This window comes from Pedobacter terrae (assembly GCF_036946585.1).
GTDB classification, from domain to species: domain Bacteria; phylum Bacteroidota; class Bacteroidia; order Sphingobacteriales; family Sphingobacteriaceae; genus Pedobacter; species Pedobacter terrae_C.
Window position 1 is genome coordinate 146,003 of sequence record NZ_JAQIIV010000006.1, and the last position, 15,767, is coordinate 161,769.

8 protein-coding genes and 1 other RNA gene are annotated in these 15,767 nt (G+C 41.3%); 6 read left to right on the plus strand and 3 right to left on the minus strand.

Annotation, left to right across the window (positions count from 1 at the left end):
- The first annotated feature begins 533 nt into the window (after positions 1-533).
- The 3 genes from PGN18_RS11245 to PGN18_RS11255 all read left to right on the plus strand — a co-directional run bounded on the left by PGN18_RS11245 (position 534) and on the right by PGN18_RS11255 (position 8,618).
- On the plus strand, positions 534-3,566 hold the full coding sequence (locus tag PGN18_RS11245; protein ID WP_335319588.1) for a SusC/RagA family TonB-linked outer membrane protein: 3,033 nt from the start codon (positions 534-536) through the stop codon (positions 3,564-3,566).
- A 12-nt stretch (positions 3,567-3,578) separates the two neighbouring features.
- Complete coding sequence (locus PGN18_RS11250) at positions 3,579-5,513, plus strand: RagB/SusD family nutrient uptake outer membrane protein (RefSeq protein ID WP_335319589.1); 1,935 nt, start codon at positions 3,579-3,581, stop codon at positions 5,511-5,513.
- Between the two features lie 186 nt (positions 5,514-5,699).
- Positions 5,700-8,618, plus strand: a complete 2,919-nt coding sequence (locus PGN18_RS11255; RefSeq protein ID WP_335319590.1) for a glycosyl hydrolase 115 family protein — start codon at positions 5,700-5,702, stop codon at positions 8,616-8,618.
- A gap of 282 nt (positions 8,619-8,900) precedes the next feature.
- Here PGN18_RS11255 and PGN18_RS11260 read toward each other — a convergent pair whose 3' ends face one another.
- The 3 genes from PGN18_RS11260 to PGN18_RS11270 all read right to left on the minus strand — a co-directional run bounded on the left by PGN18_RS11260 (position 8,901) and on the right by PGN18_RS11270 (position 12,266).
- Positions 8,901-10,070 carry an alpha/beta hydrolase-fold protein gene (locus PGN18_RS11260; protein ID WP_335319591.1) on the minus strand — a complete coding sequence of 390 codons (1,170 nt, stop codon included), beginning with the start codon at positions 10,068-10,070 and terminating at the stop codon, positions 8,901-8,903.
- 71 nt (positions 10,071-10,141) lie between these two features.
- Entirely contained in the window at positions 10,142-11,260 is a 1,119-nt protein-coding gene (locus PGN18_RS11265; protein WP_335319592.1) for an alpha/beta hydrolase-fold protein, read from the minus strand.
- Between the two features lie 415 nt (positions 11,261-11,675).
- The gene (locus PGN18_RS11270) at positions 11,676-12,266 is read right to left on the minus strand and encodes a GIN domain-containing protein (protein WP_335319593.1); all 591 of its coding nucleotides are present in this window, start codon (positions 12,264-12,266) and stop codon (positions 11,676-11,678) included.
- 367 nt (positions 12,267-12,633) lie between these two features.
- Between PGN18_RS11270 and ssrA the strand changes: the two genes are divergently transcribed.
- The 3 genes from ssrA to PGN18_RS11285 all read left to right on the plus strand — a co-directional run bounded on the left by ssrA (position 12,634) and on the right by PGN18_RS11285 (position 15,742).
- Positions 12,634-13,000, plus strand: a transfer-messenger RNA (tmRNA) gene (gene ssrA / locus PGN18_RS11275).
- Positions 13,001-13,401: 401 nt separating this feature from the next.
- Positions 13,402-14,745: a serine/threonine-protein kinase gene (locus PGN18_RS11280; RefSeq protein ID WP_335319594.1), complete on the plus strand. Its 1,344-nt coding sequence runs from the start codon at positions 13,402-13,404 to the stop codon at positions 14,743-14,745.
- 43 nt (positions 14,746-14,788) lie between these two features.
- Complete coding sequence (locus PGN18_RS11285; RefSeq protein ID WP_335319595.1) at positions 14,789-15,742, plus strand: hypothetical protein; 954 nt, start codon at positions 14,789-14,791, stop codon at positions 15,740-15,742.
- The last annotated feature ends 25 nt before the right edge of the window (positions 15,743-15,767 follow it).

Below are 15,767 nucleotides of genomic sequence, written 5' to 3' on the forward strand. Positions count from 1 at the left end.
TTTATACGTTTTCCCTTATCATTTTTATACAAATTGTATATGAAAATTATGAGCTGAATCTGCTTTTAAAATTATATATAGCAATATGTTTCTTAGTTAAAAATGTGCATTTAGTGGTATTTGGAAGCCGTTTTCAGATCAAATTTTTAATTCTTAAAAACGTGTATTTTTATTCTGATAATTAAAATTTGTCTTACAGATAACATCTTTTGTAGTTTCATTTTGTATTGATAATTTAATCATAGCGTCTTTTCGATTTGAACATTTATTCTATTAATATGTACAATCAAATCATAAGCAGATGAGCAATCCAAATATCTTTATCGCAGAATAAATCTGAATTGAACCAGCAAGATATTGCTCATTAATTTTTGGTGCGTGATGTAAACATGTACTTGCTGATTTTCCAAATAACAGCTGGTCTTTTCTTATTCTTTAACCTTTATAAACCATTTATTATGAGAAGTGAAATTTTACAATTTTCTATAACATCGCGATGGAAATTTTTCAGGTATCTCCCCAAAGTGATGTTAATGGCAACACTGATATTTTCGGCTTTTATTGTACAGGCACAAACTGTAGTGAAAGGAAAGATTGTTGATGAACAAGGTAAACCATTGCCAGGTGTAGGCGTTGTTTTAAAAGGAACCAATACCAGTACTTCATCCCAGGAAAACGGAAGTTTTTCCATTACCACCACTGGGGCCAACCCAATTCTGGTATTTTCTTACGTAGGTTATACCAATAAAGAGATTGTGGTGAAAGGTCAGAGCACCATAAATGTAACCCTCCAGCCAAGCGCAGCAGAGCTGGGCCAGGTGGTTGTGGTGGGTTATGGTACCCAACGCAAAGAAGCAGTTACCGGTTCTGTAGCTTCAATCGGAGGTGAAAAAATTCGTGAAGTACCGGCACCCAATATTGCTCAGGCCATCCAGGGACGTTTGGCAGGTGTGAATATTTCGCAAACATCAACTAAACCAGGTGCTACCATGCAAATCCTGATCCGTGGTCAGCGTTCACTTTCAGCAAGTAATGATCCGCTTGTGGTATTGGATGGAATTCCGTTTCCCGGCTCAATCGGCGACATTAACCCCAACGATATTAAAAGTATTGATATCTTGAAAGATGCCTCTGCGACAGCTATTTACGGTTCCAGAGGTGCCAATGGGGTAATCTTATTAACGACCAATAGGGGACAGATTGGTGCACCAGCCAAAATCTCCTACAATACCTATACGGGTCTGCAAACTTTGTTTGCAAAATATCCGATGATGAACGGACCTGAATTTGTTGCATTACGGAAAGCGGCGGGGCTATTTACTACGCTTGGTGTTGATGAATCCAATGATGTAAACACCGACTGGCAGGATCTGTTTTACAATAAAAGCGCTATTGTAACCAGTCATGATTTAGGTGTTACCGGTGGTTCAGCAACCAGTAGCTATAGTTTTGGTGGAGGGTATTATAAAAACCAGAGTTTAATTCCTACACAACAATATACAAGGTATTCAATGAAAGCATCGCTTGATCAGCAAATCGGCAAGCTTTTCCGTGTTGGATTTACCACTAATAATAATTACAATATCAGTGAGGGCAATCAGGTAGGTATTTATGGCAACTTGAGTAATACCCCTATATCAAATCCGTATAATGCAGATGGTAGTTTAAAACGCACCATCAGAATGCCACAAGATGAATCTTTTGTTTACACCAATGGCCTTGTAAAGGATTTGCACGACAAATGGTTAAATGAGACACGTGGCTTTGCTACCTATAATTCATTTTACGGTGAGATTAAAATTCCCTGGGTTGAAGGGTTAAAATACCGTGCCAACCTGGGCCTTGATTTTATACAGAGTAATAACGGTAACTTCACTGGTGTTGGGGTGGGCAATACCACTGCTACTACACCTTCTACCGCTGGAGTCAGCAATTCACAAACCTACCACTGGACATTAGAAAATTTACTGACATACGATCGCAGTTTTGGAAAACATACTTTCAATGCCGTTGCTTTATATTCTGCAGAACAAAATAAATTCAATTCTTCTTCGATGACAGCAAGGGATATCCCTTCGGAAGCCTTCCAGTTTTATAATCTTGGGCAGGCCAACGGCGAGATCACGATCGGTAGCGGTACGCCTCAAAATCCGCTCTATACCCTTACCGGGTTGATTTCTTATATGGGAAGGATCATGTATTCATATGATAATAAGTACTTGTTAAGTGCAACCCTTCGGTCAGATGCCTCATCGCGTTTGGCACCAGGACACAAATGGCATACCTACCCGGCTGTTTCTGTGGGGTGGAACATCATGAATGAATCTTTTATGAAAGATGTTACTGCAATTGATAAATTAAAAATGCGTGTAGGTTACGGGCAAACTTCCAATCAGGCTGTTGCTCCATATCAAACACTGGGACTATTAAATACCCGCCCCTATAATTTCGGCGATAATACTTATGCAACAGGATATTACGTATCCCAGCTTCCAAGCCCTGGCTTAGGCTGGGAATATTCTGAAACCTGGAATTATGGTTTGGATTTCTCCATCTTAAAAAACCGCATTTCCGGTACATTTGAATACTATGACACTAAAACCAAAGATATCTTACTTAGCGTGGCCTTACCGTCAACTGCGGGCGTAGGCAGTTATACGGCTAACATCGGTCAAACCCAGAATAAAGGCTGGGAGTTGAGTGTTAATGGGATAATCCTTGATAATCAGGGTGGATGGAGCTGGGATGTAGGTTTCAATATTACGGCAAACAGGAACAAATTAACTGCGCTGGCTTCGGGACAAACCAGAGATGAAGGAAATGCATGGTTTGTAGGCCATAATATCAATGCCATTTATGACTACGAAAAAATAGGGTTATGGCAGGCGGGAGATCCTTATCTAAATGTGCTTGAACCAGGCGGCAATGTGGGGATGATCAAAGTTAAATACACTGGAGACTATGATGCAAACGGTGCTCCAACGAGGGCCATAGGTGCCGCTGACAGACAAATTATCGATATTGATCCAAAGTTTACCGGCGGTTTTAATACCAGGGTGGCCTACAAAGGCTTTGACCTAAATGTTGTGGGGCTTTTCAAAAGCGGTGGAACATTGTTAAGTACACTATATGGCTCGTCAGGATATCTGAATTTACTAACAGGACGTAGAAATAATGTTAAGGTAGATTACTGGACACCTGATCATACAGATGCAAAGTATCCTAAACCGGGTGGTATTGCCAGTGGCGATAACCCTAAATACGGAAGCACGCTGGGCTATTTTGATGCCTCATTCCTTAAAATAAGGACCATTTCTCTTGGTTATGATTTTAACAGGGATCTGATTAAAAATTCAAATGTAAGGCTGCGCATGTATTTAACTGTACAAAATCCATTTGTGATGTTTTCTCCTTATCACAGGGAGTCTGGCATGGATCCGGAAACCAATTCATATGGTGACGAAAACCAGGCCGTTAACACCGCTTATCAGAGAAGAATTTTAACTGTTGGTACCAATACGCCTTCAACACGCAATTACGTTGCTGGCCTTAATTTAACATTTTAGTATAAATAGGATATGAAAAATATACAATTAAAAGCCGTAGCAGCTATTTGGTTATTCACGGTAATCATTTCAGGTTGTTCCAAAATTTTAGAAGAAGAACCACGCAGCACCTTTACACCTGATTATTTTAAAACGGTAACGGGTGTAAATGGGGGATTAACTTCTATGTATGCCCACTTAAGAAACATTTATGGTCAGGCTTATTTTTACAATTCTTTAATCACCGGTACCGATGAGGCCACCTGGGGCAAAGACGCTGATGGAAACTTTAAAGATATGGACTGCTCTGGAGTGGGTTCAATCTTATCAACAAGTTTTCCGAGCAGTATATTGTGGAGTGAAGCATTTCCAAATATTAACAACGCTAGTGGCATTATTGAAAACGCCAGTTCAGCGGGGATTTCAAATGCATTGGTGGCGGAAGCCAGGTTTTTCCGGGCATTCGATTATTTTCTGTTGGTGCAAACTTTTGGTGGTGTCCCGCTCGATTTAGGGGCAGGAGAATTAAAATTCAATACCAATCCGTCAAGAACTTCAGTAAGAAATACCGTACCGGTGGTTTATACCAAAGCTGTGTTTCCCGATCTGATCAAAGCTGTTGCCGACTTGCCTACAACAGGAAGGGTTACCGGTGGGGTAACTAAGGTCGCCGCACAGCTATTTTTATCAAAAGCTTATTTAACTTATGCATGGTGGTTGCAAAATCCTAATAATATTCCAACCTATCCCGCATCTCCAAGAACAGACCCTGACGGGCACGATGCCAATTACTATTTTCAACAGGCTTATGATGTTGCTACTGCAGCTATTGAAAACCCAAGCACATTTGGGCTGATGGATACGTATTATGACGTAAATTGGGCGGTGAATGATCGCAACAAAGAAACATTATTATATGCTGATCATACCCAAACGAGTGAAAAATTTAATGGCGGTAGCCTAACCTTTGGAAGCGGTGGTGCGCCTGATAATTTTTCAGGCTGGATGATGACCTGGAATTATACCAATATCCGCAGTGGAGGCATTAGTTCCGTTCAACGTGAGGCCGAGCAGCATTTAGGCCGTCCGTGGAACCGTATGGCGCCAACAATTGAAGTATTGAAAAATACCTTTGCCGATAAAACGCTCGATTCGAGATATGATGGTACTTTCACTACGGTTTACAGAGGTAACTGGCCTAAGGGTTACAACCCGCCTTCGAGTGCGCCAACATCATTGGTTAACGCAAATGGATTATCGATTATACCCGGAGATGCCGTACTTAGCTTTCTAAATGCAGATGATCCTACAATTGCTTACCCAACAGGTTCTGGAATAAGTGGTGTAGGTGCAGGTACTTTACCTGGAAGAGCTGATTATGTGATTGCTCCTGGTGGAATCAGCAGAATCGTTTATCCGGGGCTTTGGAAATTAGGCCCATACCGTACCGATAATGGCACAGGTTTAGGACAACCAAACGCAGGTAGTACACGTCCTTATCCGGTAGCTAAATTCTCTGAGCTTTATTTTATTGCAGCAGAAGCAGCGGTGAAAGGAGCCACAACTAAAGCTGGCAAAAGCGCCCGTGAACTCATCAATGTAATTCGTGCAAGAGCCGGTAAATGGCGTTTCGATAACAATGGGAATGTAGTTAAAGTTGCAGACAACAGTGCAGCCATGGTTGCGGCTACACCTGCTACAATAGATATTAATTATATTTTGGCCGAACGCTCAAGAGAGTATTATGCCGAAGGTTACCGCAGGTATGATTTGATCCGTACCCAAAAATGGGGCGAACTTGCTGCTACCTATACCATAGCCGGAACTACCTACGGCGATCATACACCACAAACCGTAACCCGTACCATTACGCCTAACTTATATTTACGTCCTATTCCTCAGGCGCAAATAGATGGAATGCAGATGAGTGCAGATGAAAAAAAGGCTTACCAGAATCCTGGTTATTAAAATTACTTTGGTTTAGTTGGGTGGGCGGCGTCAATTGATGTCGCTCATTCGTTTTTTAAACCCTAAAATTGATCATGGGGTTATCCTGGGCGAGAATAAGGGAATCCGACAGCCAAACCATGGTTTTCATAGCTAAAATATATTTCCAAACCTTAAATAACGATAAACAACCTAATTATTTCCCTAATGCCAGTAAATTCTTTTAAAAAAAGCAAGATTTTCTCTATACTATTGATTCTTTTTTCCTTTTGGGTTAATTATACGAAAGCCCAGGTAAGTTTGGGTTTGGACAAGCAATTTATTCAGGAAACCAGAACAAGTAAAGATGATTTTGCATTGATAGCAGAGGGGAAAGTAGCAAATATTTTTTATGATGATAATGATTATAAAGGTGTAATCAGGGGAATTCGCGATTTAAGTCAGGATTTTTTTAGCGTATCAGGCCTCAAGCCACAATTGAAAAACGTTAACCCTTCAGAGAAAGCTGTCATTTTGATTGGGACCCTGGGCAAAAGCAAACTTATTGATCAGTTGGTTTCATCAGGCAAGCTTAACAATGCCGCCATTTCAGGTAAGTGGGAAAGTTTTATCATATCGACTGTTAAAAATCCATTTCCTGGCGTTGATCATGCTTTGGTTATTGCAGGAAGCGATAAACGAGGAACCATATACGGCATCTATGAACTATCAGAACAGTTAGGCGTATCGCCATGGTATTGGTGGGCCGATGTTCCGCCCAAAACCCGCAAAAGTGCATTTGCAGTTTCCGGAACATACAGTTCAGGAGAACCGGCAGTAAAGTACCGCGGCATATTTATTAATGATGAAGCGCCGGCCATGACGGGTTGGGCCAAGGAGAAATTTGGTGGGATGAACAGTAAGATGTATGCCCATATGTTTGAGCTGTTGCTTCGCCTCAGGGCCAATTACCTTTGGCCAGCCATGTGGAGTAATGCATTTAATGAGGATGATCCTGACAATCCGCGTTTAGCCGATGAATACGGTATTGTAATGGGCACTTCCCACCATGAACCAATGATCCGTGCGCAACAGGAATGGAAAAAACACGGGGTTGGTGCCTGGAATTATGCGACAAACCCGCAGGGGCTAAATGCTTTCTGGCAGGAGGGCATTAAAAGAAATAAAAATTATGAAAGCCTGGTAACTATGGGCATGCGTGGAGATGGAGATGAACCCATGGTTGAAGGCGGTGATATGGCAGCTAATGTGAAGCTGCTGGAGAATATCATCACTGATCAGCGCAAAATTCTTGCTCAAAATATGGACCAGGCTGTAGAAAGAATTCCACAGCTTTGGGCTTTATATAAAGAAGTAAAAGACTATTACGATTTCGGAATGAAAGTTCCTGATGATATTACCTTATTGTGGGCTGATGACAACTGGGGCAACCTACGGCATTTGCCTACTGCACAGGAGCGCAAACGGAGCGGTGGATCGGGAATATATTATCATTTTGATTACGTTGGTGCACCCCGAAATTATAAATGGCTAAATACCACTTCCCTGCCAAAAGTTTGGGAGCAGATGAATTTAGCTTATCAATATGGTGCCGACCGGATTTGGGTGGTCAATGTTGGAGACCTGAAACCCATGGAGATTCCCATAGAGTTCTTTTTGCGGATGGCCTGGAACCCCAAAGCGATGAACCGCGAAAAGCTGTCAGGTTTTCTTGAGCATTGGGCAACACGCGAATTTGGAACCGGCCAGGCAAAAGAAATTGCAGATTTAGTGCGCTTATACTCTAAATATACTACAAGACGCAAGCCTGAACTGTTAAGTCCGGAAACTTTTAGCCTGATCAATTTCAACGAAGCGCAGCGCGTAAGCATGGAATGGAGCGCATTAAACACCAGGGCGGCAAAGGTAAATGGGAAGTTGCCTCAGCAATACAAAGATGCATTTTATCAGTTGGTATATTATCCCATCCAGGCGATGAAAACAGTTACTGATTTATATATCACTGTTGGTAAAAACAGACTATATTTTAAGCAGGGTAGGGCGGCTACCAATCTTCAGCGAACTCTTGCGTTTGATCTTTTCAAAAAGGATCAACAGCTTAGTGATGAATATAACCGCCAGCTGGCAGGCGGTAAATGGAACCATATGATGGATCAGGTGAGGATTGGGTATACGAGCTGGAATGACCCGAAAAATAATATCATGCCAAGAGTAGATGAAATCAGTATACCTTCCAAATCAGGCTTTGGCGTTGCTGTAGATGGTTCATCTGCCAGCTGGCCATCATCATCAACTATTCCGGTGCCTACGCTTCCGCAGTTCGAATCTTTAAATAAATCGCAGTCTTATTTCGAAGTTTTTACGAAGGGGGCTGCGCCAATCAATTTCCAACTAAAAGCCGATCACTGGATTCGTTTGAAAAAGGAAAATATTCCAGGTACAAATGATTACCGCGTACTGGTAGATGTTGACTGGACTAAACTCGGCAGTGGAAAACATCGGGGTAAAATTCAGATCTCTGTCGACGCGACCCTGGTGATGATTAATGTGATAGCCAATAAAGCAACTCCAAAACAGTTGGCTGAAGCAAAAGGAACCTTTGCCAGTTTAGGATCACCGATTGCATTTGAGGCTTTCCAGGTAGGCAGGAAAGTATCCAGGAATGGGGTTAGCTGGGAGGCGATACCCGGTTATGGAAGGGGAAAATCAGGTATGTCGGTTTTTCCGGTTACTTCTGCTTCGCTAGATCAACCTGGTTCCCCTACATTGGAATACCCTGTTTTCTTTGCTGAAAGCAGTGAGGTTCAAATTGATTTGGTAGTGGGGCCAACAGTAAATTTCTCGCCCGAAGGTTTAAGGGTTGGAATTTCTGTAGATGGCGCGGCGCCTCAAATCCTGACCATTATAGCCAAACCCAGCGCTTCAGGATCTGATGCCAGTTGGGCAAACGCGGTAAAGGATAATGCCAGAACGCTTACTTCTTCACATTCTTTTAAAACCCCTGGCAAGCATACCGTAAAAATATGGATGGTTGATCCGGCAGTGGTTTTGGAAAAGATAATCATTTATAAAGATAAATTACCATCTAGTTACCTAGGACCAATAGAAAATGAGGTTATCAGATAGTTATTGGGGATGATTTAACATGATTGTGAGGCTTGATTTCGTCATTGCGTTATGTACGTTTTTATTTTCCATTCGTCATGCTGAATTTATTTCAGCATCTTACTAGCAGTAAAGACCCTGGAATAAATATCTTAAAGGTGCCATTCAAAAACTGAATTAATAAGAGGATTCAGGTTATCCGCAGTAAGACCCTGAAATAAATTCAGGGTGACGCCCACTTAAACCTGAAAATTTGGTTAAGGATACCCAGAATATATTTTCAATTATCGAACTCAGGTTATCCTATCTAAATAACAAAGGCGCAAAATTTTGCAAACTGCGTCGCCAGGTAAGCCATTCATGCGCTGTTTTCGAAGATTCATAATAAGTATACTTAATTCCCTGCTGATCTAACATTGCCTTAAATGCACCAACAGATTTAGGAAAGGGTGCAGGTTCTTTGGTGCCCAGCCCAAGCCAAAGTAGCTTAAGCTTATGGTTTACTTCATTACCATTTTTAAATTTTCCATCCATAAATACATTCGGATCGATTATATCGGTATTGGGATAGTTTGAGGTGCCGCTAAAGCCGCCATAATAAGCGAACTTATCCAGATTTTTCATCACGATGCGCATCGTTTGATTCGCACCCATTGAAAGTCCGGCAATAGCCCGGTGTTCCCGGTCGGCCAGGGTGCGGAAGCGTTTATCAATCATAGGGATAACTTCGTCAATCAATACATCTTCAAAAATTGAAATGCCCTGTCCTTTTTGAGGAGTTTTATTATCTCCTGGTTTAAATGCATAGCCATTATCCGCAACGATGATCATTGGTTTAGCCTTATTCTCCGCAATTAAATTATCCAGGATTAAATTTGCTTTTCCCTGATTCATCCAGCCCGTTTCATCTTCAAAGCTTCCATGTTGCAGGTAAAGGACAGGGAAGCGCGATTTGTTGTTCTCGTAATAACTCGCCGGTATGTAGATGAAACACCGTCTCCAGGTTTTACTCAATTCAGAATAATAAATGTTTTCGCTTACCAGACCATGGGGTACATTTTGCAAAGCATAAAATGCTTCGTCATCAGCCGGAACTTCGATGCCGCTGCCTAACCTTCCGGCACCATAGAAATAACGACTATTAGGATCTGGAATTGCGGCGCCATCCACGTTTAGCTGGTAGTAATGAAAACCTTCGTCCTGTGGTTCTGATTCACCTGTCCAGAGGCCAGCCTCATTTTTGATCATCTCATATTTTTTTCCACCCAGATCCAATTGGACTTTAGCTGCATTGGGCGCATAAATGCTTGCCTTCACTTTGCCTTGCCTATTTACCTGAGGAAATAATTTGCCTGGCTGATTGCTTTCAGCTGGTTTAAATACTTTTAAATCAGGTTTAAGTTCAGTTTGGGCTAAACATAACTGGCTCAATAAACAGCCTGCAAAGAGAAAAATAGTATTTTTAGCTATCATGCTCAATATTAATATTAAATAAGACTAATGGTTTTTATAGCCATTAGCCTGGTTGCTGGAATAGTCTATATTTAGTTAAACAATAAGGGAGCAAGTTCACGCAGGCTGCGGCGCCAGGTCTGAAATTCGTGACCAGTATTTTCCGAAACATAAGAAACTGCATGATAACCAGCCTCTTTTAACGTCGCCACAGCATTTTTTACACCTTCAGGACGTTCCTTGCTTCCGCAGCTGATAAAAATCAATTTGGGTTTCGGTTTATCTTTCAGTTCATCCGGGTTGAATGTTCCGCCACTCAATAGCGCATAAGAGCCAAAAAGCTCGGGTCTGTTAAGCGTAATGGTGTGTGTTTCCATGCCACCCATCGACAGTCCCGCCATCGCGCGGCCATTTGAGGTTTTTATTGTTGAAAAGTTGTTGTCTATATACGGGATCAGCTCTTCAGTTAGTAAGGTTTGAAAACCATCAATCTTAAAGTCTTTCATGCGCCCCCATTTGGTTTCATTGGTCATTCCGTAGGTCATCACAATGATAAATGGCTTAATTTTTCCTTCCGCAATCAGGTTGTCCATAATGAGGTTCGCCCGGCCCTGATTAGTCCAGGCCGTTTCATCTTCGCCCCATCCATGTTGAAGATACAACACCGGAAAACGTTGTTTATCTTTGCCATAACCTGGTGGGGTATAAACGTATGCCCTGCGTGATGAATGGGTACTCTTTGATGGAAAAAGTATTTGCTGCACATTGCCATGGGCCACATTTTTATTGGCGTAAAAATCTTCATCCTTCGCAGGAATTTCAATTCGGCTTTCCCAGCGTGATGAACCAAAATAGTTCATTGCACCGGGGTCATTAAATACGCCACCATCAATAGTCAGGTGATAATAGTGGAAACCTTCGTCCATTGCTCCGGTGGTGGTACCGATAAAAAATCCATCGGCTGTTTTAGTGAGTTTGGTTCCGCCCTGGCCGCCAAGACCGAGGCTTACCCTGATACTGTCTGATTGAGGAGCTTTAATGCGGAATCTGGCGTAGCCTTGCGAATTAACCTGCGGAAACTCCTGGCCGGGCTGATTCGTTGCAGATGGTTTGAAGTCGTCTTTAATTGTGTCTGGGTTGTTTTGAGCCTGGCATATGCCAAAGCTAAGGCTTGCTCCCAAAGTCATTATCATTAATTTGAATTTCATCATATTTGGTTAATTAAGTGGTTTCGTACGCTTTAGTCTTTATATGGAGCGTTAAGCAGACTTCTTAAAGATAACTGATGCATCTATTTAGGGTTGCGCAAATTGTTTAGTTTTATAGCAGAAATGTTTAACAATCTTGCAATTTGGCGGTGTCGTCATGCTCAGCTTGACTGGGCATCTTAATGACTTGGTAGGGACTTGCTTATTTGCCGTTAAATCGTATTAAGGTTCCCGTTTTCACGGAATGACGACCTTTCAAAATATTATTCTGCCAAAAATTTCCAAAATCATTTCTGATACAGGCTCGACGACTCCTTTAAGGAACAGATACTCTTCAATTATGCCAAGTGTTCGAATTTCTTGACCAATAAAAAGGCGGCCTGTAAACAGACCGCCTGAATTAAAGTATAAACCTTTTTTATTTGTGAAGTGAGGCTAATGCATCCTCCGTGTGTAAGCTGGTTTTGGTATTGGCTGCAACAAATTTGTCTATCGTTAGCTTTTGTTGTGTCCCCATTACTAACATGTGGTCACCGGTTGAGCCGCTTAAGGTTAAGTCGGCATGATCTTCAATCACGGTATACAATCCTTCAGTTTGTGAATTTAAGTTTAAGGATGCATTTCCACTCAGAAAAACCTGTAGAAATTGTGTATTGATTTTACCTTGTGTTTTTACTTTCGCATTATCCATGGCTTGGATTCGGTAAATATCATTTACATAAATGGTCAGTTTCGCGGTGCTGTTATCCAGAGCGGTAATTTCTAAACCATCTCCACTTTGCATCACCTTAACTTTCCCGGTGTTTTCATCTGCATAACTAATGCCCGTACGTTTTCCCTGTACAATGGTCAGCTCTACATTTCCTTTTACTTTAATGCGTTTGAAGTTCAATGCTTTTGAAGCATGGATAGGTTTGATGTTTTCAGTTGCATGAACCGATAATACGGCTGAAGTAGATAATACTAATGCTAAAGATGATGCGAATAATGTTTTAAGTAAAGTTTTCATATGCTTTAAGTTTTAATTTTTTATAATGTTTTATTGATTGTTCTGATATTAAGACGTGCAGATATGGCAAACGTTGCAGCACAAATCGTTGCATTATACCAGCCTGGGAAGCTAATCGACCAACGCCCAAAATTTAAAGACAAAAAGAGGATTGTCGCTGTGGGTTTTCCCAGGTTTTCTTACTAAACAGAAAAATTGGCACTGTTTTTTAATAGGGGAGGGGTATTACAATGCTTTTCCAATTTTGTACCAATCAAATTAAGGTTGATCTGGAACATGCCCTTATCGGGTAGAGGAGATGAATTGTGATTTTATACAATTTTTTCGTATATTTGTGGTCTGATATTTGTACCAGAAAACTTTCACTGGGGCCGTTCTTGGATTTGACGGGGTGGCGAAAGTTATGTTAGCATGCAGTGCGTTGTTCGGAGAGCACTTAAAGTGAACGATCAAATTTTAGTTGGCGAAAATACTTACGCCTTAGCTGCCTAGTTTAGAACTAGCTTAGCTTTTGTCCCTCTAACTGCTGCATTGTTGGGTTAGAATCTGGGGCATCGAAACAACAAAGCTGGCTTTAAGGAGATACGACTTAAAGTGAGATAAAGTATCTAAGGTTATAAATAAGGTCGGTTTTCAGCCCGTTTATTTCCCGAAAATCAATTGAAAAATAAGCATGTAGAAGGTATAATTTATCTCACAACTGGACAAGGGTTCGACTCCCTTCGGCTCCACTTCAATCAGTATCATAAATTACTGAAAAAAAGTCTGCAAATCATTTGTAGGCTTTTTTTGTATCTCATCGATTTTGCTGAACAAATAACGCATTTACCAGTAATCCAAGAAATGAGTAGACAAAAGTCCTAACCTACCTATTTTTACTCCATACCAATTCACCTGGTTGTGTTGTCAGCTCGGTTCTGGCACAATAATGGCTTCATAAAGAAGATAGAAAACCAGATAATATTTTAGCAAAATCGATTATTATTTTAACCTGTTTGTCTTTTGAATCGGAGGTGGTCGGAAACAGTGCAAATTTTCTTAGCCCAGGCAAAAAAGGAAAGGCTTTATAAGCTCTGATCACACTAAAAATATTGTTTGGCAACAAAAAAATGCTATAATTGTTATTAGGAGAAATATGAGTAAAGTATTTACAATTACAGAAGGACTGGAGAATTTAGGCGCGCTGCGAACGGGCGGACAGGGATCGGTATATAAGGGGAAACGCATCGGTGCAATTTACTCCGCAGTGAAATTAATACCCACCCCAATATACACTGAAGACCGCGATGACAAAAATTACCGCAATTTTGAAAACGAGGTTGCAAAGTTGCTCAAGGTGAATGAAAATCCTAGTCCAAATGTTGTAAAAATGCTCAGTTTTGGCATAACCGAAAGCGGATCCTTCCCATTTATAGAAATGGAATACATAGAGGGGCCTGACCTTTGCGAGCTGCTTCAACCCCCTCATCAAAAGATATTTACGCTAAGCGAAGTAATAAAAGTTGCGCAACACCTTGCTGCTGCGCTTGAGCACTGCCATAAACTTGGTGTAAAACATGGCGATGTTAAGAGCAATAACGTTAAATATAATTTGCACACGGCGAACTATGTACTGCTCGATTTTGGACTCGCCATTATGAGTGAGGAGCAGCGTAGAAGTAGCATCCGGTATGCAGGCGCGGTGGAGTTTATGGCGCCAGAACAAAATGAAGGAAAAATGCTTCCACAAACTGATATTTACAGTTACGGCATCATCTTATACGAATTACTGGGTGGCCAGGTTCCTTTTCCCCTAAGCGGAAATAGCGATACAGCACGTAATTCGGTAATGATCAGTCATATGGAAAGTAAAATACCTGACGTGATTGCCCAACGCAAGGCAAACTTACCCGAAAACTGGACCGAGCAACAGAAAATTCGTGAAATGAAGGTGCCGGAATGGCTCCTCAAACTGATCGAAAAATGCCTGCAGAAAGATCCTGTGTTTAGGTACACTGATGGAATGGCCTTGCATGAAGCAGTAATCAACGGAAGCTTATCAGGCAATGCGCTACCCGTAGATCATGAGGTTATTGATTTGCTCAAAAAGGAAAACGAATCACTCCATAAACAGGTATTGGCACTGGAAAGCAGAGCCCAGGTTCCCGAAAAAAATGGTATACTATTACCTCATTTTGCTTTTATCCTGATGATCATCTCCATTATTGGATTGATTGCTTTTCTGGGTTATTCTCAGTTTGGAAGCAAACCACAGGCACAGCAAACTGTTCAAACCAGAGATTCGATCCCATCGGTAGTTGATACCACAGCGCAAGAGCGAGAGAGATTGGCGAGGCAGCGCAAACTGGCTGAAGCTGCAGCAACAAAGCGGATGGTAGATAGTGCAATCAATGCGGAGATCAAAAAAGCCAGAGATAAAGCCGCCGATAGTATAGAAAACCTTAACCCCGATACTTCGTCTAGTCCTATAGAATTTTAATTTTAAAAAACATTGCCCTTAACTTCCGCACAGGCCCTAACATATGGAAACAAAATCAAATTTCTGGCAGCGTATCGGTATTCAGGATTGGTTTCTTACCGATGAAAACAAGAACAGCGCCCAAAAATCCCCGCAACTTACTCCGGAAACTATTTACAGTTTTATTGTGGATAAATTCAAGGAGTCCATCAGGGAATTGTCTTTTGCAGATCGCATTGTTTTTTATCATGAATTCATCATCACCTTTAACGCTGAAGATTATCGCGAATTTATAGATAACAAGCAGGGAATTTTGGGCTTAATTGTACAGGAAACAGTTAAAAAATTCTATGAGATTTTAAGAGAGCACCAGCGAGCCGGAAAGAATGTTAAACCATCCGGCTCAAAATGGGTATTTCGGTTGGTATCACATCCCGACTATGCAAGGGGCGATAAGGGTTTTATCGGTAAACTGTTGCCAGACAATAATCAGAAATCGGAAAATCTCCGGGTAACATTCATTCCCCGACAAACCGGTATTGCGCAAACATTTGATATCAACAACGATATTTTAAAAGGGTTTACTTATTACAGCGAAGGTTATATGGAAATCCCATATGATGCGCAATTGGAATATGTTGAGCGCGATACTACCCCTTCCAAGGATCAAACCATTATCGGCCGGCTGGAAGCCATTATACCTGACAAACAGTTTTCTGGTAAAAAAATCGAGTTCCTGATTAAAACTGAAGATACTATCATTTCGGGAAATGATGATGGACGCGAAGATTCCAATATTTTCAAGATTGCCACAGAATGGGTCAATTCACCACACTTACACATCCGCTATAACAAAACAGATGGTAATTTCTACTTAGCCTCTTTCGGCGAACTTACCACCTTGAACGAGGTTTTGGTACAACGCAGCGAAATTAATTCACCAGAATGGGTTTCTTTGCCGCTTAACTCCAGGATGTTACTCAACGGTATAATTGGTATAAACCTGTTTAAATCCTAGCTTATGTCGCAACTGCTATCAATTT